This is a genomic window from Streptomyces sp. NPDC005496 (assembly GCF_042872045.1).
In the GTDB taxonomy this organism is placed as follows: Bacteria; Actinomycetota; Actinomycetes; order Streptomycetales; family Streptomycetaceae; genus Streptomyces.
In genome coordinates this window covers 52,941-71,663 of the sequence record NZ_JBIAJQ010000020.1, presented here as the reverse complement: position 1 = coordinate 71,663, position 18,723 = coordinate 52,941, and the positions used below count along the sequence as shown (strand labels likewise).

The window sequence follows — 18,723 nt, the reverse complement described above, 5'->3', positions numbered from 1 at the left end:
GTTGTCACGAGCTGGTTCCTGGTCGGTGTTCCGGGTGGTGCCGGGATGTCCGGTCGGTGCTGATCAGGGCGTGGGGCCGGCGGTTCAGGGGGCGAAGCCGACCGGCAGTCTGGCGGGCTGGGTCCCGGTGGGCGGGATCTGGAGGGTCTTGAGCGCGAACTCCATCACCTGCTTGTAGATGGGTCCGCAGATCTGCCCGCCGAAGTAGCTGCCCCTGGTCGCGTTCTGGATCGCGCAGTAGACGGTGATCCGGGGCTTGTCCGCGGGCGCGAATCCGGCGAACGACGACGTGTAGCCGTGGTACTTGCCGGTGGCCGGATCCACGCGGTTGGCCGTACCCGTCTTGCCCGCCACCCGGTAGCCGGGGATGCGCGCCTTGGTGCCGGTGCCCTCCTCGTCGTCCACGACGGACTCCAGCATCTGGGCGAGGGTCTTCGCGGTCTTCTCGCTCACGACCCTGGTCTTCTTGGGCTTCGGGGACGGTGTGAAGCGCCCGTCGGGTCCCTTCGCGCCGCGCACGAGGGTCGGCTCGACGCGTACGCCGCCGTTGGCGATCGTCGAGTAGACGGAGGCCGCCTGCATCGCGTTGATCGACACGCCCTGGCCGAAAGGGATCGTGTACTGCTGCGAGGTGGACCACTTGTCGGCGGGCGCGAGGATGCCCTTGGTCTCGCCGGGGAAGCCGAGTCCGGTGGGGCGGCCGATGCCGAACTTGCGCAGGTACGAGTAGAGGACCCGGTTGGCCTGCTTCTGCGTCTTGCCGAGCTGGCCGGTGGCCAGGATGGTGCCGATGTTGCTGGACTTGGCGAGGACGCCGTTCAGCGTCAGGTTCCAGGTCGGGTGGTCGATGTCGTCCTGGAAGAGCCGGTCGCCGCGGTGCAGCCGGTTCGGCACCACCACGTGCGTCGCCGGTGTGGCGACGTTCTCCTCCAGCACCGCGGCCATCGACATGACCTTGGCGGTGGAGCCGGGCTCGTACGCGTCCTGGAGGGCCGCGTTGCCCAGCGCCGCCGAGCTGGCCTGCGAGAGGTCGTTCGGGTCGAAGCCGGGCGAGTTGGCCATGGCGAGGATCTCGCCGGTCCGGGCGTCCTGCACCATCACGTACCCGCGGTCCGCCCCCGACTTCTTCACCTGCTCGGAGATGGCGTTCTGCGCGGCCCACTGGATGTCGCGGTCGATCGTCAGCTCGACGTCGGACCCGGCGACGGCGGGCGTCTCGGTGGAGCCGGCGGTGGGCACCTGGCGCCCGCCGGACTGGGCGTAGCGGATCTTGCCGTCCTTGCCGGCGAGTTCCTCGTTCAGCTGCTGCTCGACTCCGCCGCCGCCCTTGCCGTCGGCGTTGACCCAGCCCAGTATCCCGGCGGCGAGCTCGCCGTTCGGGTACACGCGCTTGCTGGCGGGGACCGCGAGGACGCCGGCGAGGACGTTGACCGTGCTCTCGTCGGTCTCCGACTTCGCCGCGAGCGTGGTCTTCAGATCCTTGATCTGCTTCCAGACCTGGGGCGTCTGGCGGTGTGCCAGCAGCGTGTAGCGGGTGTTCTTCGCCCGCAGCTTCCCGGCGACGGTGTCCATGTCCTGGCCGAGGATCGGGGCGAGGAGCGCCGCCGCCTGCTCGGGCGCGTCCGTGGCCTTCGTGGTCTCGGGCGTGAACATGGTCGGGTCGGCGGTGATGTCGTAGGCGTCGACGCTGGTGGCGAGTTCCACGCCGTTGCGGTCCGTGATCCCGCCGCGCTCGGCGGCCAGGGTGCGTCCGACGTACCGGTTCTGCTCGGCCTTCGCGGCGTACGCGCTCGCGTCCACGGCCTGCACCTGGAGCAGCCGGACGACGAACGCCACCATGACCAGGGTCAGCGCCAGGCTCACCATGCGCAGGCGGGGGCGCGGGCTGCCGAGCCGGATGACGCGCGGGCCGCCGGGGCGGGGAGCGGGACGGCGCGCGGGGCGGGCACCGGGTCCCGGACGGCGCCGGCCGTCGGGGCGGGCGGGCCGGGCCGGTCCTGGCACGCGGCGGCGCGGCGGTTCCCTGTCGGACACTTCCGTCACCTGCCGGGGGTTGTGAAGGGCTCTGCGGACGGGGCGGGGGTGGTGGGCGGCGCGGTGGGCGCCGCCGTGAAGAAGAACTGCGCGGAGGGATCGCCCGGGGCCGGCGAGGGGGTCGGCGTGGGGCTGGGCAGCGGCTGCGGCACGGGGACGATGGCCTCGGGCGGCAGGACCACCGGGTCGCGGAGCGAGGACCGTTCGGCGGCCGCGCCCGGGACGCCCTTGACGGTGCCGTCGGGGTCGAGGAAGGCCGGGTCGCCGCCGGGGACCATGCCCAGTTCACGGGCGCGGCGCTGGAGGGCGTCGGGGGCCGAGTAGGAGTCCACGTCCCGCTGGAGCTCCTGCTCCTCGTCCGTGAGGCTCTTCGTCTCCTTCTGGAGGTCGTCGAGCCTGAACGACCCTTCGCTCAGCGCGGAGTTCAGCACGAGGAGCCCGATGAGGCCGCCGCCGAGGAGCAGCACGACCAGCAGCACGAAGGGGGTACGGGCGGCCTGGCCCGCGCCGGTGGGCAGCAGCCGCGCGAGCCGGGCCGCGCGTCCCCTGAGCTGGGGTTTCCTACGCACGGACCCTCCCGGTCTGTGTGGGTTTCCGGCTCACTCGCGCTCCCCCTTCGTGTGCCTCACACGGTTTCCTTCCCGCGCCTCACTCGGCGTCCTCGCGGATGCGCTGAGCCCCGCGCAGCCGGGCGGGAGCCGCCCGCCGGTTCTCGGCGATCTCCTCCTCGGTGGGAAGTTCGGCACCGCGGGTGAGGAGCTTGAGCCGCGGCTGGTAGCGCTCGGGGACGACCGGCAGGCCGGGCGGCGCGGTGGAGGCGGCGCCGGCGGCGAACACCTGCTTCACCAGCCGGTCCTCCAGGGAGTGGTACGACAGCACCGCGATGCGCCCGTCGACGGCGAGCGCCTTCACGGCCGCGGGGATCGCCCGCTCCAGGACGGTCAGTTCGCCGTTGACCTCGATGCGCAGGGCCTGGAAGGTCCGCTTGGCGGGGTTGCCGCCGGTGCGCTTGGCGGCCTGCGGCAGCGCGTCGCGGATGAGCTCGACGAGCCGGGCGCTGTTGCTGAAGGGCTCCTTGTCGCGTTCGCGCACGACCGCGGACACGATCCGCTTGGCCTGCTTCTCCTCGCCGTACGCCCGCAGGATGCGCACGAGTTCGCCCGGCGGGTAGGTGTTGAGCACCTCGGCGGCGCTGATGCCGGTCGTCTGGTCCATGCGCATGTCGAGCGGGGCGTCCTGCGCGTAGGCGAACCCCCGGTCGGCCTCGTCCAGTTGCATGGAGGAGACGCCGAGGTCGAACAGCACGCCCTGCACCTTCGGCAGGTCCAGCCGGTCGAGGACGTCGGGGAGTTCGTCGTAGACCGCGTGCACGAGGGTGGCGCGGTCCCCGTAGGGGGCGAGCCGCTCTCCGGACAGGCGCAGCGCCTCCTTGTCCCGGTCGAGGGCGACGAGGCGGGCGTCGGGGAAGCGGGTGAGGAGGGCCTCGCTGTGGCCGCCGAGGCCGAGGGTGCAGTCGACGACCACCGCTCCGGGCCGCTCCAGCGCGGGCGCCAGCATGTCCAGGCACCGCTGGAGCATCACCGGGACATGTCGACTCTGGCTCAAGGGGCCCTCTCAGGTCCGGCGCCGTCGTACGCACTGCCGGGTCCCCTCCCGCTCGTGGAAGGGGAGGTCCGCCGGCGCCTGGTGAGTGGCGTCAGCCGACCGGGAGCGGGAGGAGGCCGAGCCGTACGTACGCGCGGCGCACGCGGGGAGGGCCCGGAAACCACCGGGTCCTCCGGGTAAAAAGTCCAGCGGGGAGAACCTCGCCTCCCGCTTCGCGTCACTTTAGTCCACGGTGTCTCGCGGTCAATCAACCGGCATGCGCGTCGTGGGCCGCCCTCCCCTCGAAGCGGCGAACCGGTCGAAATCACCCGTTCGGGGGTGCCGCCACCGCCCGTGTGGATTACCTCACAACAAGCCACGATGGCGTTCTTTGTCCTCTCTCACAGCAGGACCACGCCCCGGGTGACCAGTAACGTCTTGGGCATGACGACTTCTGCATCCGTGCCCACAGAGCCCGAAGACGCCATAGCGGCCCGTGGCTCCGTCACCGACCGGCTCATCGAGGCGAACGAGCAGTACGCGGCCGCCTTCAGCGACCCCGGAATGGACGCCCGCCCCGTGCTCCAGGTCGCCGTGGTCGCGTGCATGGACGCCCGGCTCGACCTGCACGCCGCTCTCGGCCTGGAACTGGGCGACTGCCACACGATCCGCAACGCGGGCGGCGTGGTCACCGACGACGTGATCCGCTCCCTCACGATCAGCCAGCGAGCGCTCGGCACGCGCAGTGTCGTCCTCATCCATCACACGGGCTGCGGTCTGGAGTCCCTCACCGAGGAGTTCCGGCACGACCTGGAGATGGAGGTCGGCCAGCGTCCGGCCTGGGCGGTCGAGGCGTTCCGGGACGTCGATCAGGACGTACGGCAGTCGATGCAGCGGGTGCGTACCTCGCCGTTCCTGCTGCACACCGGGGACGTGCGGGGCTTCGTCTTCGACGTGAAGACGGGTCTGCTGCGCGAGATCGACCCCGCCTAGCGGCCCCTCGCGGCTCCCGTGCGAGGCTCACCGCGGGGAAACCTCGACAAGATCCGGTGCCCAAAAGGTCGTAAGACGTGACATAGCACGGTCAGTTGTCCACAGTCGAGTGACACGAACCGGTAACGGCAACAAGAATGCGGGTGTGGCGTCACGCGGAACTTTTCGCGCGTGGTGTCCGTGTTTCGGGGTGGGCCGGTCCGCATCGCAGCGTCGGCCCGAGAACGGGCCGAGGAGGGCCGGGTGACGACCTATGACGATCGAGCGAGCCTTACGGATCTGACCGCCACTGCGGAGCGAGTCCGCAGTTCGGTGGAAGGAGTGATCGAGGGCAAGCCTGAGGTCGTACGGCTTTCGCTGACCGTGCTGCTCGCCGAGGGACATCTTCTGATCGAGGATGTCCCCGGCGTCGGCAAGACGATGCTGGCCAAGGCACTGGCGCGGTCCATCGACTGCTCGGTGCGGCGTATTCAGTTCACGCCCGACCTGCTGCCCTCGGACATCACCGGTGTGTCCATCTGGGACCAGCAGCGCCGGGACTTCGAGTTCAAGCCGGGGGCGATCTTCGCGCAGATCGTGATCGGCGACGAGATCAACCGCGCCTCCCCGAAGACCCAGTCGGCCCTCCTGGAGTCCATGGAGGAGCGCCAGGTCACCATCGACGGCCAGACCTACGAGCTGCCGAGCCCCTTCATGGTGGTGGCCACGCAGAACCCGGTCGAGATGGAGGGCACCTATCCGCTGCCCGAGGCCCAGCGCGACCGCTTCATGGCCCGGGTCTCCATCGGCTATCCCAGCGCGGAGGCCGAGCTCCAGATGCTGGACGTGCACGGCGGGATCTCCCCGCTGGACGACCTCCAGCCGGTGGCGCACGCGCACGACATCGTGAAGCTGATCGACGCGGTCCGCACGGTCCACGTCGCGGACCCCGTCCGGCGCTACGCGGTGGACCTGGTCGCGGCCACCCGCACCCACCCGGACCTCAGACTCGGGGCCTCGCCGCGTGCCACGCTGCACCTGCTGCGCGCCGCGAAGGCCTCCGCCGCCCTCAGCGGCCGGGACTACGCCCTGCCGGACGACCTCCAGGCACTCGCCGTGGCGGTCCTGGCGCACCGGCTGCTGCCCACGGCCCAGGCGCAGCTGAACCGCCGTACGGCCGAGCAGGTCGTCCAGGAGATCCTCCAGCGCACCCCCGTCCCCTCGGCCCCGCAGCCCCCGAGCGGGTTCCCCGTGGGCCGTGGCGCGCCCGCCTTCGACCAGCAGCCGCCGCGGAGGCTGTGATGACGTCCGGCGGGACGGGCCACGCGGAGGAGTCCCAGGGCGGACTGCGCACGGCGCTCGCCGGGCTCACCACGCGCGGGCGTTCCTTCCTGGCCGCCGGGGTGGCGGCCGCCGTCTGCGCGTACGTCCTCGGGCAGAGCGATCTGCTACGGGTCGGCCTGCTGCTGGCGGTGCTGCCGCTGGTCTGCGCGACCGTGCTGTACCGCACCCGCTACCGGGTCGCGGGCAGCCGCCGCCTCTCCCCCGCGCGCGTGCCCGCCGGTTCCGAGGCCCGCGTCCACCTGCGGATGGACAACGTCTCGCGGCTGCCCACGGGCCTGCTGATGCTCCAGGACCGGGTGCCGTACGTGCTCGGTCCGCGTCCCCGGTTCGTCCTGGACCGCGTCGAGGCGGGCGGTCACCGCGAGGTGTCGTACCGCGTGCGGTCGGACCTGCGCGGACGCTATCCGCTCGGCCCGCTCCAGCTGCGGCTCACCGACCCCTTCGGGATGTGCGAGCTGACCCGGTCCTTCTCGACGCACGACACCCTGACGGTCATCCCGCGCGTGGAGCCGCTGCCGCCGGTGCGGCTGAGCGGGGAGGCGAAGGGGTACGGCGACGGGCGGCAGCGCTCGCTCGCGCTGGCCGGCGAGGACGACGTCATACCGCGCGGCTACCGGCACGGGGACGACCTGCGCCGGGTGCACTGGCGGCTCACCGCGCGCTACGGCGAGCTGATGGTGCGCCGCGAGGAGCAGCCGCAGCGCGCCCGCTGCACGGTGCTGCTGGACACCCGGGGCATCGCCTTCGCCGGCGCCGGCCCGGACTCGGCCTTCGAGTGGGCGGTGTCGGGCGCCGCGTCCACGCTGGTCCACATGCTCGAACGGGGTTTCTCGGTGCGGCTGCTGACGGACACGGGCAGTTCGGTGCCCGGTGAGGGCGCCGACGGTTTCGCGGGTGCCAGCCAGGAGTCGGCGGACGCGGCGGGGCTGATGATGGACACCCTCGCCGTGGTCGACCACTCCGACGGCGCGGGACTCTCCCGCGCCTACGACGTGCTGCGCGGGGGCGGCGAGGGTCTGCTGATCGCCTTCCTCGGCGACCTGGACGAGGAGCAGGCCACGGTGCTGGCCAAGATGCGCCAGCGCAGCGGCGGTGCCGTCGCCTTCCTGCTGGAGAGCGACGGGTGGGTGCGCGGTCCGGGCACCGCCCCCGGTTCGCCGGACCGGAGCGGGGAGCGGCTACGGATGCTGCGCGAGGCGGGCTGGACCGCCGTGACGGTGCCGCGGGGGGCCGCCTTCGCCGACCTGTGGCGGCAGGCGGACCAGCAGCGCACGAGGGCCGCGGTGACGGGCGGCACGACGGGGGGCGGCTCATGAGCGGGCGCGCGCGATTGGCGTTGTGCGCCGCGGCGGCGACACTGATGGCGTCCTGCGCGCTGCTGCCGCTCGTCGACCCGGCGACGTGGATCCTCCAGGCGGCGATGCTGCTGGCCGTGCAGACCGGGGTCGGCGCGCTGGCCCGGCGGGTCCCGCTGGCCCGTGCGCTGACGGTGGCCCTCCAGGCGCTGGTGACGCTGATGCTGCTGACGCTGGCCTTCGCCCGGGAGCAGGCCTTCGCCGGGCTGATCCCGGGGCCCCAGGCGCTCCACCGGCTGACGGAGCTGCTCCAGGCGGGCACGGACGACGTGGGGCGGTACGCGATCCCCGCGCCGCTGTCCGACGGCATCCGGCTGATGCTGGTCGGCGGCGTGCTGGTGATCGGTCTCGCGGTGGACGCGCTGGCCGTGACGTTCCGCAGCGCCGCCCCGGCCGGGCTGCCGCTGCTCGCGCTGTACTCGGTCGCCGCGGGCCTGTCGGACGGCGGCACGGCCTGGCTGTGGTTCCTGCTCGCGGCCTGCGGCTATCTGACGCTGCTGCTGGCCGAGGGCCGGGACCGGCTCTCGGCCTGGGGCCGTGTCTTCGGCGGCGGGCCCCGCGCCCCCGGCATGGACACGGGGGGCGGCTCGGTCGCGCCGGTCCGCACCGGCCGGCGCATCGGCGCGGTGGCCCTCGGCATCGCACTCGTGGTGCCGTTCGGCCTGCCCGCCCTGGACGGCGGCCTGCTGGACGGCGCCGGGAAGGGTGTCGGGTCGGGCACCGGTGGCGGCGGCACGATCTCCGCGGTGAACCCGCTGGTCTCCCTGCGCGACAGCCTCAACGTGAACGAGGACCGCCAGGTCATGTCGTACCGGACCAACACGAAGGACACCCAGGACCTGTACCTGCGGATCGTCTCCCTGGACGAGTTCGACGGCACGGCGTGGAAGCCGGCCCAGCGCCGCATCCAGGCGGTGCCCGACACCTTCCCGACCCCCATCGGCCTCGGCCCGGATGTCCGCAGGAGCGAGATCAGGACCCGGATCTCCGCGGCCGACTGGTACGCGCAGGACTGGCTGCCGATGCCCTACCCGGCCAGCAGCGTGGACATCGACGGCAACTGGCGCTACGAGCCGCTGGGCCGCACGCTCGTCGGCGACCACGGGCAGAACACCCGGGGCGCGCTGTACGAGGTCTCCAGTCTGATCGTGCAGCCGACCGCGGAGCAGCTGGCGGCGGCCCCGCAGGCGCCGGAGGCCCTCCAGCGCGAGTTCACCAAGGTCCCCGAGTCGCTGCCGCCCGAGGTGGCGCGGACCGCGCTGAAGGTCACCGAGGGCGCCGCGAACGACTACGAGAAGGCGGTCGACCTCCAGGACTACTTCGCCGTGAACGGCGGCTTCACCTACGACACCCAGGTGCAGGTCGGCAGCGGCTCGGCGGCGATCGCGCGCTTCCTCAAGGAGAAGGAGGGCTTCTGCGTCCACTTCTCCTTCGCGATGGCCTCGATGGCCCGCACCCTCGGCATCCCGGCCCGGGTCGCGGTGGGATTCACTCCCGGCTCCCCGCAGGCGGACGGCTCGATGTCGGTGGGCCTGCGGGACGCCCACGCCTGGCCCGAGCTGTACTTCGAAGGGGTGGGCTGGACCCGCTTCGAGCCCACCCCCAACCGGGGCACGGTGCCGGAGTACACGCAGGCGGACACCCCGGGCAACAGCGTCCCGTCGGCGCCGAGGCCGTCCGAGTCGGCCTCCACGGCCCCGTCCGCCGCGCCGTCGGCGAGCGAGAGCTGCTCGGTCCAGCAGAAGAAGCTGGACGCGTGCGCGACCGAGTCCGCCCTGGCGGCGCCCGGCTCGGGCGACAGCGGACGGCCCTGGTGGCTGTGGCCGCTGGTCGGGCTGGCCGGGCTCGCGCTGCTGGCGGTGCCGTTCCTGCCGATGCTGTGGCGGATACGGACGCGGTCGGTGCGGCTCGGGGCGCACGGGCGTACGGAGGACGCGATGGCCGCCCACGCCCTCGCGGCCTGGCAGGAGGTCATCGACACGGCCTGGGACCACGGCATCGGGCCCGACGACTCCCTGACGCCGCGCGGCGCCGCGGCCCGGATCGTCCGGCTGGGTCGTCTGGACCCGGACGCGGAGGCGGCGGTGCACCGGCTGGCGTCGACGGTGGAGCAGGTCCTGTACGCGCCGCGGCCCCGCCCGGTACCGGGACTGGCGGAAGACGCCCGCCGCGTGGCGGACGCGCTCCACGCGTCGGTGAGCCGTCCGACGCGGCTGCGCGCACTGCTGGCACCGCGCTCGGCCGTCCGGGTGGCCTGGGCCGCCTCGGCCCGCTGGACGGCTCTGCTCGCCTCGCTCTCGGCCCGGCGCGCGACCCTGCTGCGACGCCCCTCGGGGCAGAACGGCTGAGGTCACCGGCAGTGTCGCAGCGGCCCCCCCCCCGCCGGGTGGGGGGCCGCTGCCGGATCGTGCGGGGCGACGGCACCGCGCCGAACACGGCCCTCGCGCTCCACGGCCTACGCGCACCAGGCACGGCCCTCGGGCTCCACGGGGTGCCCCGCACCAGACACGGCCCTCGGGCTCCACAGGGTGCCCCACACCAGACACGGCCCTCGCGCTCCACGGCCTACCCGCACCAGGCACGGCCCTCGCGCTCCACGGCCTACCCGCACCAGGCACGGCCCTCGGGCTCCACGGGCTGTGCGCGCCAAGCCACCGCCCTCGCGCTCCCCTGGCTGCGCGCGCCAGGCATCGGCTTCGCGCTCGACGGGGTGCGCCCGCGCGCCGGGCGGGCGGGTCACGGCGGGCACGCTCCTCGGGGCGACTGCCGGCCCGGCCGTCCCCGCGGCCGACGCCGCCGTCCGTCCCGCGGGCGCAGGATGCAGGCATGCGTGAGGGGGTGTCCTGCCCCGGTGGGCAGGACACCCCCTCACGCGATGTCCGTGGCGTCGGCCTGGGCCGAACGACAGGCGCTAGTGGCCCTGCTCGTCCCGGCGGCGCTGCCAGCGTTGTTCGATGCGGTCCATCATGGAGCGGCGCTGCCGCGGCTGACGGCGGGCACCCGGCGCACCCGCGGCCGGCTGCTCACCCGGTTTGGGGGCCTTGCGCCAACCGGTGACGGCGAGCACGGCGCAGCCCAGCATGACGAGGAAACCCACCACGCTGATCCAGATCTGCTGTGCGACCATTCCGGCCATGAGGAGCGCGATACCCACCAGAAAGCCCGCGACCGCCTGGTAGACCCGTCGCCGGGTGTACGTACGCAGCCCGCTTCCCTCAAGCGCTGTCGCGAACTTGGGATCTTCGGCGTACAGCGCTCGCTCCATCTGCTCGAGCATTCGCTGCTCGTGCTCCGAGAGCGGCACGGAGTCCTCCTCATCGTGCAGTCGCCGGGGCGACTGGGGGTCCCCTTCAGGATAGGCAGGGAATCGCCCCCGTGAAACCCGCCCCTCTACGCCAATTGGCCAACCGGAACCCGCCACGGCGGTCCGGCTCGCTGAAGCGTGCATTCCCCAGCGGCCGACCCGTCATGCCGGGTGGTCTCCCTCGATCATACGGCGCAGAGCGTCCGATCGGAGGGCCTGTGGCGTACTCCATCTGCCGCCCCGGCCCTGATCAGCGGCGCGTCACGGCAGGCGGCTCACGCCCCGTCGGCACCCCGGTGCTCACCCAGCACATGGAGCTGCGTGGCCACGGAGTGGAACGCGTCCAGCTCGGCCGCCGCGGCCTCCAGCTTCAGCAGGGCCTCCAGGGCGCCCGGCTCGGTGTCCACGAGGACGCCCGGGACCAGGTCGGCGAAGACCCGTACGCCGTGGACGGCGCCCACCCGCAGGCCCGCTCCCTCGACCAGTCCGGTGAGCTGTGCGGCGGTGAAGCGGTGCGGTACGGGATCACCCTCGCCCCAGCGTCCGTCCGGGTCGTCGAGCGCGTACCGGGCCTCCTTGAAGTGCCCGGCGAGGGCGCGCGCGAGCACCGCTCCGCCCAGCCCGGCGGCGAGCAGGCTGAGGACGCCCTCGGGGCGCAGCGCGTCCACCACGTTGCGCACGCCCTCGGCGGGGTCGTCCACGTACTCCAGGACGCCGTGGCAGAGCACCACGTCGTAGCCGCCGCGCTCGACGACGTCGAAGAGACCGTGGGCGTCGCCCTGGACGCCCTTCACCCGGTCGGCGACGCCGGCCTCGGCGGCGCGGCGCTCCAGGGCGAACAGGGCGTTCGGGCTCGGGTCGACGACGGTGACGCGGTGGCCGAGGCGGGCCACGGGCACCGCGAAGTTGCCGCTGCCCCCGCCGGTGTCGAGGACGTCGAGCGATTCCCGCCCCGTGGCTTTCACGCGGCGGTCGAGGGCGTCCTGGAGGACCTCCCAGACCACGGCGGTACGGAGAGAAGCGCGGGGGCGCATCGGGTCCGACACGGCAGTTGACTCCTCGGCGCGGCACCGCCTGCTGCCGGCGGAGCGATCGGGACGCCTCCCGCTGGGAGGCTGCGTGCGCCTCCCACCCTATTGCCTCCGCCGCCGTGCCCGGCCCCCCGTCTCACGCGGTGGATCATCGGCGGACCGCGTGCCGTCCGGGACGTGCGGAGCGGGCCGCGGAGGGCGCCGGTGCCCGGTGCGGGCGGGGCCCCGCCGCTTCCCGTCGCGCTCCGGTGGCGGGCCGTCAACCCGCGTCCGGGACCTCGTGGTCCGCGTCGTGCCGTGGCTGTGGCAGGACCGGCTGGAGGACCAGCATCCGCTCGACGAGGCGCAGGAACACGGCCACGTCGCGGATCAGGTCGTCGGCGTCGCGGGGGCCGGCCGCCCCGCGTATGCCCGCTTCGGCGCGGGCGCGGCGTGCGGCTCCGGAGGCGAACAGCGCGCTCCACTCGGCCAGTTCGGGTGCTATCTCGGGGAGCACTTCCCAGGCGCTCCGGATGCGCGCCCGGCGTCGGGGGGTGGTCTCCGGGCGCCCCCGCGCGGCGAGCACGGCGGCCGCGGTGCGCAGGGCGGCGAGGTGTGCCGTGGCGTAGCGCTCGTTCGGGGTGTCGAGGGTGGTCGCCTCCTCCAGTCCCGCGCGCGCCTGGGCGAGCAGGTCGAGGGCGGCGGGCGGGGCCGTCGTCCGGCGGAGCACGGGGTGCACGTCGCTCGCCGGGCCGGTCAGTGAGGGGGCAGGGCCGCCGGCGCGGCGCCGGTGGGCGGCGGCTGCGGAGGAGTTGGCCATGACGAACCTCCTGTCGTCTGTGTGACGGCACTGTGGCCGTATGTGCCCATCGTGCGGTATGGCACTGACAATCCGATCTGACCTGGCCTTTTGCCTCGCTCGAAGGTTCGAGATAGTTTTTGCACTGACCAGTCAGTTCAAAAGCAGGGCCTCGACCGGGACCTGCTTCCAGGGGAGCGGGGGGACATGGGCGAGCCAGAGACAGCCGCCGCGGTCGCCGTGGGCGCGGCGGGGTTCGGGCTCAAGGGGCCGCGCGGCTGGGTGTTCCGGGGCGTCGGAGTCGACGCCGGGCCCGGCACCCTGATCGCGGTGGAGGGGCCGTCCGGCTCCGGCCGGACGTGTCTACTGCTCGCGCTCACCGGCCGGATGAAGCCGAGCGAGGGGCGGGCCACGGTCGGCCCCTTCCACCTGCCCCGGCAGATGTCCGCGGTGCGTGCGATCAGCGCCCTCGCCCATGTCCCCGGCGTCACGGACCTGGAGCCGGCCCTGACCGTCGGGGAGCACCTCCTCGAACGGGCCCTGCTCAGGCGCCGGTTCACCGGCCCGCTGCGCGACAGCCTGCGCGCACTGCTGCGTCCGCGCGCCGAGCGGCTGGCCGAGGCGAGAGGGCGCGTCGACCGGGTGCTGGCCGCCGTCGGGCTCGACCTCGCGGCGCTGCCCAAGGGGGCGCGGACCGCCGTACGCGACCTGGAACGGCTGGAGGCGCTGCGGCTCTCCCTCGCGCTGGCCCTCGTGGACGAACCGCGGCTGCTGGCCGTCGACGACACCGACCTCAAGCTCTCGGAGGCCGAACGCACCGAGGTCTGGGCGCTGTTGAGGTCTCTGGCCGACTCCGGCCCGACCGTCCTCGCGGTGTGCAGCCGGGCCCCGGAGGGTGCCGTCGTGGTGCCCACGCGCCCCGCCCCCGGCGAGGCGGACCCGGACGGGCCGGACGACGCCGGCGCCCCGGACGCACCGGGCGCGGGGACCCCGGACGGCGACGAAGACGACCACGACGACGGCAAGGAGACAGCGGATGCGCTCGCCGAGACTGGCCGCGCTTGAGCTCAGGCGGTTCGGCAGGGGCAGGCTGCCGCGTGCGGCACTGGCCGCCCTGCTCCTCCTGCCCCTGCTCTACGGCGCCCTGTACCTGTACTCGTTCTGGGACCCGTACGGGCGGCTGGACCGCATTCCCGTGGCGCTCGTGAACGACGACGCGGGGGCGAGCGCCGCCGGGCGGAAGATCGCCGCCGGCGACGACATCACCGAGGGGCTGCGCGAGAGCGACACCTTCGAGTGGCACGAGGTGAGCGCCGCCGAGGCCCGCAGGGGCGTCGAGGACGGCACGTACTACCTGTCGCTCACCATGCCGGAGGACTTCAGCCGGCGGATCGCGTCCAGCTCCGGGGACTCCCCCGAGACGGGCGCCCTCCAGGTGCGTACGAACGACGCGAACAACTACATCGTCGGGCAGATCTCGCGGACGGTGTTCAGCGAGGTGCGCACGGCCGCGTCCACGAAGGCCTCGCGGTCCTTCCTGGACCGGATCTTCATCTCCTTCTCCGACATCCACGGCAAGACCGTGAAGGCCGCCGAGGGGGCCGACAAGCTCAAGGGCGGGATCGGCAAGGCGAAGAAGGGCTCCAAGGACCTCGCCGACGGGCTGAAGGACGCGAAGTCGGGCAGCGGGAAGCTGGCCGGCGGCCTGAAGAAGCTCGACAAGGGGGCGGGCGACCTGGAGGACGGGTCGAAACGGGTCGCGGACGGCACCCGGGCACTCGCCGACAAGGTCAACGGCGTCGCCGACGACGTGCGGCCCTTCCTGAGGGACAACGAGAAGACGATCGGTGACACGGCGCGGCTGGTCGCCGACTCCGCGTCCACGATCCGCCACAACCTCGACACCCTGGTCAAGACGGCGCCGACCGCGGCCAGGAGCGCCCACGCGGCCTCCGACGCCCTCGACCGCGTCCACAAGGCCCGCTGCGAGACCGCGCCGGTGCCCGACCCCGCGTGCCCGGACCTCAAGAAGGCAGCGCAGGCCGCCGCGGGCGTGGCGAAGGTCGCCGACGACGTGAACGCCCTCGTGGCCGGGCAGGACGGCGACCTCGACAAGCTCGACAAGAACCTCGCCACCCTCCAGAAGCAGGCCGCGCACCTCGCCGAGCGCTCACCGCACCTCTCCGAGGACCTGGACAACGCCGTCTCCAAGATCAATCAGCTGAACAGCGGTGCCGGGAAGGTCGCGGCGGGGGCCAAGAAGCTGCACACCGGACTCGGCACGGCGAAGACCGGCGCGACGGACCTCGACGCGGGCCTCGGCAGACTCCGCACGGGCGCGGTCGATCTCAACGGGGGCATGTACAAGCTGGCCGACGGCTCCGGGAAGCTCGCCGGCGGCCTCCACGACGGGGCCGGGAAGATCCCGGACTACGACGAGGACGACCGCGACCGGCGCACCCAGGTCATGTCCGACCCGGTGCAGCTGGCCTCGCGGGACCTGCACAAGGCGCCCAACTACGGCACCGGGTTCGCGCCCTACTTCATCCCGCTGTCCCTGTGGGTGGGCGCGATGGTGGCGTACATGCTGATCCCGCCGCTCAACCGGCGCGCGCTCGCGGCGGGCGCCCCCGCCTGGCGGATCGCGGTGGCGGGCTGGCTTCCGGTGGCCGCCCTGGGCGTCCTGCAGACCGCCGCCCTGATGTCGGTACTGCACTGGCTGATCGGCCTGGACATGGTCAGGGCGGCCGGGACGGTGGGCTTCCTGTTCCTGGTCAGCGCCTGTTTCGCGGCGATCGTCCAGTGGCTGAACGCGCGCTTCGGGGCCGCGGGCCGCATCCTCGTCCTCGCCCTGCTGATGCTCCAGCTGACCTCGGCCGGCGGCACGTACCCCGTGCAGACCAGTCCCGGCTTCTTCAACGCGATCCACCCCTTCCTGCCGATGAGCCACGTCGTCGACGCCCTGCGCAGACTCATCACCGGCGGCGGCCTCGGCCCCGTCTGGCAGGCGTGCGCCGTCCTGGCCGCCTTCACCGCGGGCGCCCTCGCGCTCACCGCCGTCTCCGCCCGCCGCAGGCAGGTGTGGACCCTCGACCGGCTGCACCCGGAGCTGACCCTGTGACCGTTCCTGTGACAATCGACGCCATGGAAAGCACCAGTGCCACGGGGGCCGGGAGCAGCCGTCGCGAGGCGACCCGGCAGAAGCTCTACGAGGCGGCCGTCACCCTCATCGCCGAACAGGGTTTCTCCGCCACCACCGTGGACGAGATCGCCGAACGTGCCGGAGTCGCGAAGGGCACGGTCTACTACAACTTCGCGAGCAAGTCGGTCCTCTTCGAGGAGCTGCTGCGGCACGGTGTCGGGCTCCTCACCGCCTCTCTCCGGGAGGCCTCCGAGAAGGCGGCGCGCGAGGGCGGCAGCAAGGTCGACGCGCTGGACGCGATGATCCGCGCGGGGCTCGTCTTCATCGACCGCTACCCCGCGTTCACGCAGCTGTACGTGGCCGAGCTGTGGCGGACCAACCGGGCCTGGCAGTCCACCCTGATGGTGGTCAGGCAGCAGGCGGTCGCGGTCGTCGAGGACGTCCTGCGCGACGGCGTGGCGGGCGGCGAGCTCAGCGAGGAACTCGACATCCCGCTGACGGCGGCAGCGCTCGTCGGCATGGTCCTGGTGGCCGCCCTGGACTGGCAGGCCTTCCAGCCGGAACGCTCCCTGGACGACGTCCACGCGGCGCTCTCCCGGCTCCTCCAGGGACGCGTGAGCGGCAGCCGCTGACCCGCGGGGCGGACACGGAGAAGCGCCGGTCCGCTGTGGCCGCGTCCCCCGCGGGCCAACTCGGACCGGCGCTCCCCGTCTCCCCCGTGCCCCCGTCGGGACCCGCGCGGTCACCCGCCGGGTCCCCCGTGCCTCGCTCCCGCCGACAGGCCGGCGGAAGGAGCGGTCGAGGGCGTCGTACCGTTCCGCCGCCCCGTGTCGGCGGTGCCGGAGCCGCGCCCCTTCCCGTGGCCTCCACTCTGTCGTGCCCGGCGGGCCGGGCCCATCCGTGCACCTACTCATCCGGCCCCCTGGGTACCGGTACTCAGTCCTGGGCACCCGGACCCAGGACGCGGCGCCGCCGAATGGCTACGATCGCGTCCGTGTCCGTACTCCCCCTGGTGTTCACGAGCGGCTGGGCCAGCGGCATCAACGCGTACGCGGTGGTGCTGCTCCTCGGTGTCTTCGGCGCGACCGGCCTGACCGACGAGGTGCCGGAGTCCCTCCAGCGCCCCGAGGTCCTGATCACCGCGGGAGTCCTCTTCCTGTGCGAGGCGGTCGCCGACAAGATCCCCTACGTCGACTCGGTGTGGGACTCGGTGCACACCGTGATCCGGCCCGCCTCGGGTGCGGTGGTCGGGGCGCTGCTCGCCGGGCAGAGCGGTTCGCTCCCGGATCTCGCGGCGGGCGCCCTCGGGGGTTCGACCGCGCTGGCCAGCCACGCGGTCAAGGCCGGCACCCGGATGGCGATCAACAGCTCGCCCGAACCGTTCAGCAACATCGTGGTGAGCACGGCCGAGGATCTCGGGGTCGCCGGGATCATCACCTTCGCGATGTTCCATCCGCAGGCCGCGGCGGTCATCGCGGGCATCCTGCTGCTGTCCGGGCTGCTGCTGCTCTGGTTCCTGGTCTCGCGCATCCGGCGGTTCCTGCGCCGCAGGGCCCAGCGCCGGGAAGAGCGGCTGCTCGCCGCGCGGGCCCGGACGGCGCCCGACTGACGGCCGCGCGCCGGGCTGTCGGCGGTGGCCGATAAAGTCCCTGGCATGGCACGGATTGCGGTGATCGGCGCCGGGATGGGCGCGATGGCGGCCGCTGCCCGGCTGGCCGTCGCGGGCCACCGGGTGGTGGTGTACGAGCGCACTCGGACGTACGGCGGGGCGGTGCGCCGGTTCGAGCGCGACGGGTTCTTCTTCGACCTGGGTCCCGGGCTGCTGACGCTGCCCGCGGTCTGGCGCGACCTGTTCGTCAAGACCGGCAGGGAGCCGCTGGAGAGTTGCGTCGAGCTGGTCCAGGTGGACCCCTCCTCGCGGCACCTGTTCGCCGACGGCACCGAGATCGCCCTGCCGAACGCCTCCCGCGCGGGCGTCGTGTCCGCCCTGGACGAGGCGTTCGGAGCGGGCGCGGGAGCCCGCTGGGGTGACTTCCTGGTGCGGGCGCGCGAGGCCTGGGACCGCACGCGCCGGCCCCTCCTGGAGGAGCCGCTGTGGCCGAACTGGCAGGTGCTCGCCGAGCGTGAACCCTATCCGTCGGTGCCCCACAAGCGGCTGCTGCGTACCCGGCGGGCCACGACGCTCGCCGAGGTCGGCGCCTGGGAGCTGCGCGACGCGCGCCTCTCGGCGCTGCTGGAGAGCCACGCCCTCGCGTACGGGCTCGACCCCCGCACCGCCCCCGCGAGCGCGGCCGTGCTGCCGTACATGGAGCACGCCTTCGGCACCTGGTACGTGCGCGGCGGGCTGCGGGAGCTGGCCCGGGCGGTGTACGAGCGGTGCCTGGCCCGCAAGGTGGAGTTCGTCTTCGGTGCCGACGTCGTGCGGATCGTCGAGAAGGACGGGCGGGCCGCGGGCGTGGAACTCGCGGGGTCCGCGGCGGGGACGGTCGCCGAGGCCGACTTCGTGGTGGCCGGCGTCGCGCCCGGTGTGCTGGACGCCCTCGCGTCCGGGCCGGCGGCGCGGGGTGGGGCGGGCACCGTTCCGCCGCAGCGGGGTGCGGCGAGCCGCCTGACCGTGCTGGCGGCGCTGCGGGGCGGACGTCCCGAGGGCGCGGCGCACCGCACGGTGGTCCACGCGCCGGACCGGGACGCCGAGTTGAGCCGCCTCTTCGGTGAGCACCCGGGGCTCGCCGCCACGCCGACGGTCACGGTGCTGCGTCCCGGCGACCCGGCGTCGGCACCGGACGCGGACCACGAGGCGGTGACGCTGACCGCCACGGTGCCCTCGGGCCTTGACGTGTCCGGGCAGGACGTGGAGCGGCTGCTGGACGTCGCGGAGCGGGCCGTGCCGGGGCTGCGCGACCGTCTCCTGTGGCACGAGGCGCGTACGCCCGCGGACATCGCCGAGGCGACGGGCGCGGCCGGTGGCGCGGTACCCGCCCCGGCGCTCGCAGCGGCGGAGGGCCGGCTACTGCACCCGTCCAACGGCACGGGTCTGCCGGGGCTGTTCGCCGTGGGCGGCTGGGCGCATCCGGGCGGCGGGCTGCCGCACGCGGGCATGTCGGGCGCCCTGGTGGCCGGTCTCGTCGTGGAGGGGCCGGACTTCCGGGGCTCGCAGTGACCTGACGGGGCGTCCGGGC

15 protein-coding genes are annotated in these 18,723 nt (G+C 73.5%); 9 read left to right on the top strand and 6 right to left on the bottom strand.

Features of this window, described 5'->3' with window-relative positions:
- Positions 1–84: 84 nt before the first annotated feature.
- From ACFYQQ_RS39020 to rsmH, 3 genes are all read right to left on the bottom strand, one after another.
- Positions 85–2,034 (bottom strand): peptidoglycan D,D-transpeptidase FtsI family protein, encoded by a 1,950-nt coding sequence (locus tag ACFYQQ_RS39020; RefSeq protein ID WP_388907262.1) that lies wholly within the window; start codon positions 2,032–2,034, stop codon positions 85–87.
- 5 nt (positions 2,035–2,039) lie between these two features.
- Positions 2,040–2,603 (bottom strand): septum formation initiator family protein, encoded by a 564-nt coding sequence (locus ACFYQQ_RS39015; RefSeq protein WP_356170197.1) that lies wholly within the window; start codon positions 2,601–2,603, stop codon positions 2,040–2,042.
- Positions 2,604–2,682: 79 nt separating this feature from the next.
- A complete protein-coding gene (gene rsmH, locus ACFYQQ_RS39010; RefSeq protein WP_355789367.1) occupies positions 2,683–3,639 on the bottom strand; it encodes a 16S rRNA (cytosine(1402)-N(4))-methyltransferase RsmH in 957 nt (318 codons plus the stop codon).
- 423 nt (positions 3,640–4,062) lie between these two features.
- Here rsmH and ACFYQQ_RS39005 point away from each other — a divergent pair, with 423 nt between their 5' ends.
- The 4 genes from ACFYQQ_RS39005 (at position 4,063) to ACFYQQ_RS38990 (ending at position 9,637) form a co-directional block, all read left to right on the top strand.
- Complete coding sequence (locus tag ACFYQQ_RS39005; protein ID WP_355789364.1) at positions 4,063–4,611, top strand: carbonic anhydrase; 549 nt, start codon at positions 4,063–4,065, stop codon at positions 4,609–4,611.
- Positions 4,612–4,854: 243 nt separating this feature from the next.
- On the top strand, positions 4,855–5,892 hold the full coding sequence (locus tag ACFYQQ_RS39000) for a MoxR family ATPase (RefSeq protein WP_355789361.1): 1,038 nt from the start codon (positions 4,855–4,857) through the stop codon (positions 5,890–5,892).
- The gene (locus tag ACFYQQ_RS38995) at positions 5,892–7,250 is read left to right on the top strand and encodes a DUF58 domain-containing protein (protein ID WP_356238867.1); all 1,359 of its coding nucleotides are present in this window, start codon (positions 5,892–5,894) and stop codon (positions 7,248–7,250) included. Before ACFYQQ_RS39000 ends, ACFYQQ_RS38995 begins: the two co-directional genes overlap by 1 nt.
- Positions 7,247–9,637, top strand: a complete 2,391-nt coding sequence (locus tag ACFYQQ_RS38990) for a DUF3488 and DUF4129 domain-containing transglutaminase family protein (RefSeq protein ID WP_388907256.1) — start codon at positions 7,247–7,249, stop codon at positions 9,635–9,637. Before ACFYQQ_RS38995 ends, ACFYQQ_RS38990 begins: the two co-directional genes overlap by 4 nt.
- Before the next feature lie 563 nt (positions 9,638–10,200).
- Here ACFYQQ_RS38990 and ACFYQQ_RS38985 read toward each other — a convergent pair.
- From ACFYQQ_RS38985 to ACFYQQ_RS38975, 3 genes are all read right to left on the bottom strand, one after another.
- Complete coding sequence (locus ACFYQQ_RS38985) at positions 10,201–10,593, bottom strand: DUF3040 domain-containing protein (RefSeq protein ID WP_356170186.1); 393 nt, start codon at positions 10,591–10,593, stop codon at positions 10,201–10,203.
- Positions 10,594–10,868: 275 nt separating this feature from the next.
- Entirely contained in the window at positions 10,869–11,639 is a 771-nt protein-coding gene (locus tag ACFYQQ_RS38980) for a methyltransferase (protein WP_355794954.1), read from the bottom strand.
- 244 nt (positions 11,640–11,883) lie between these two features.
- Complete coding sequence (locus ACFYQQ_RS38975; protein WP_388907253.1) at positions 11,884–12,423, bottom strand: SAV_6107 family HEPN domain-containing protein; 540 nt, start codon at positions 12,421–12,423, stop codon at positions 11,884–11,886.
- 186 nt (positions 12,424–12,609) lie between these two features.
- Between ACFYQQ_RS38975 and ACFYQQ_RS38970 the strand changes: the two genes are divergently transcribed.
- From ACFYQQ_RS38970 to ACFYQQ_RS38950, 5 genes are all read left to right on the top strand, one after another.
- Positions 12,610–13,467 (top strand): ATP-binding cassette domain-containing protein, encoded by an 858-nt coding sequence (locus ACFYQQ_RS38970; protein ID WP_356170177.1) that lies wholly within the window; start codon positions 12,610–12,612, stop codon positions 13,465–13,467.
- Positions 13,439–15,523: a YhgE/Pip domain-containing protein gene (locus ACFYQQ_RS38965; RefSeq protein WP_355790034.1), complete on the top strand. Its 2,085-nt coding sequence runs from the start codon at positions 13,439–13,441 to the stop codon at positions 15,521–15,523. The genes ACFYQQ_RS38970 and ACFYQQ_RS38965 overlap by 29 nt, the downstream gene beginning before the upstream one ends.
- 23 nt (positions 15,524–15,546) lie before the next feature.
- Positions 15,547–16,176, top strand: a complete 630-nt coding sequence (locus ACFYQQ_RS38960) for a TetR/AcrR family transcriptional regulator (protein WP_355790037.1) — start codon at positions 15,547–15,549, stop codon at positions 16,174–16,176.
- A 362-nt stretch (positions 16,177–16,538) separates the two neighbouring features.
- On the top strand, positions 16,539–17,153 hold the full coding sequence (locus ACFYQQ_RS38955; RefSeq protein WP_355790040.1) for a DUF4126 domain-containing protein: 615 nt from the start codon (positions 16,539–16,541) through the stop codon (positions 17,151–17,153).
- 45 nt (positions 17,154–17,198) lie between these two features.
- Entirely contained in the window at positions 17,199–18,704 is a 1,506-nt protein-coding gene (locus tag ACFYQQ_RS38950) for a phytoene desaturase family protein (protein WP_388907248.1), read from the top strand.
- Positions 18,705–18,723: the final 19 nt, after the last annotated feature.

Coding starts and splice junctions, on each gene's coding strand:
- ACFYQQ_RS38965 (WP_355790034.1), top strand. CDS start 13,439: ATGCGCTCGCCGAGACTGGCCGCGCTTGAGCTCAGGCGGTTCGGCAGG.
- ACFYQQ_RS38990 (WP_388907256.1), top strand. CDS start 7,247: ATGAGCGGGCGCGCGCGATTGGCGTTGTGCGCCGCGGCGGCGACACTG.
- ACFYQQ_RS38960 (WP_355790037.1), top strand. CDS start 15,547: ATGGAAAGCACCAGTGCCACGGGGGCCGGGAGCAGCCGTCGCGAGGCG.
- ACFYQQ_RS38995 (WP_356238867.1), top strand. CDS start 5,892: ATGACGTCCGGCGGGACGGGCCACGCGGAGGAGTCCCAGGGCGGACTG.
- ACFYQQ_RS38950 (WP_388907248.1), top strand. CDS start 17,199: ATGGCACGGATTGCGGTGATCGGCGCCGGGATGGGCGCGATGGCGGCC.
- ACFYQQ_RS38970 (WP_356170177.1), top strand. CDS start 12,610: ATGGGCGAGCCAGAGACAGCCGCCGCGGTCGCCGTGGGCGCGGCGGGG.
- ACFYQQ_RS38975 (WP_388907253.1), bottom strand. CDS start 12,423: ATGGCCAACTCCTCCGCAGCCGCCGCCCACCGGCGCCGCGCCGGCGGC.
- ACFYQQ_RS39005 (WP_355789364.1), top strand. CDS start 4,063: ATGACGACTTCTGCATCCGTGCCCACAGAGCCCGAAGACGCCATAGCG.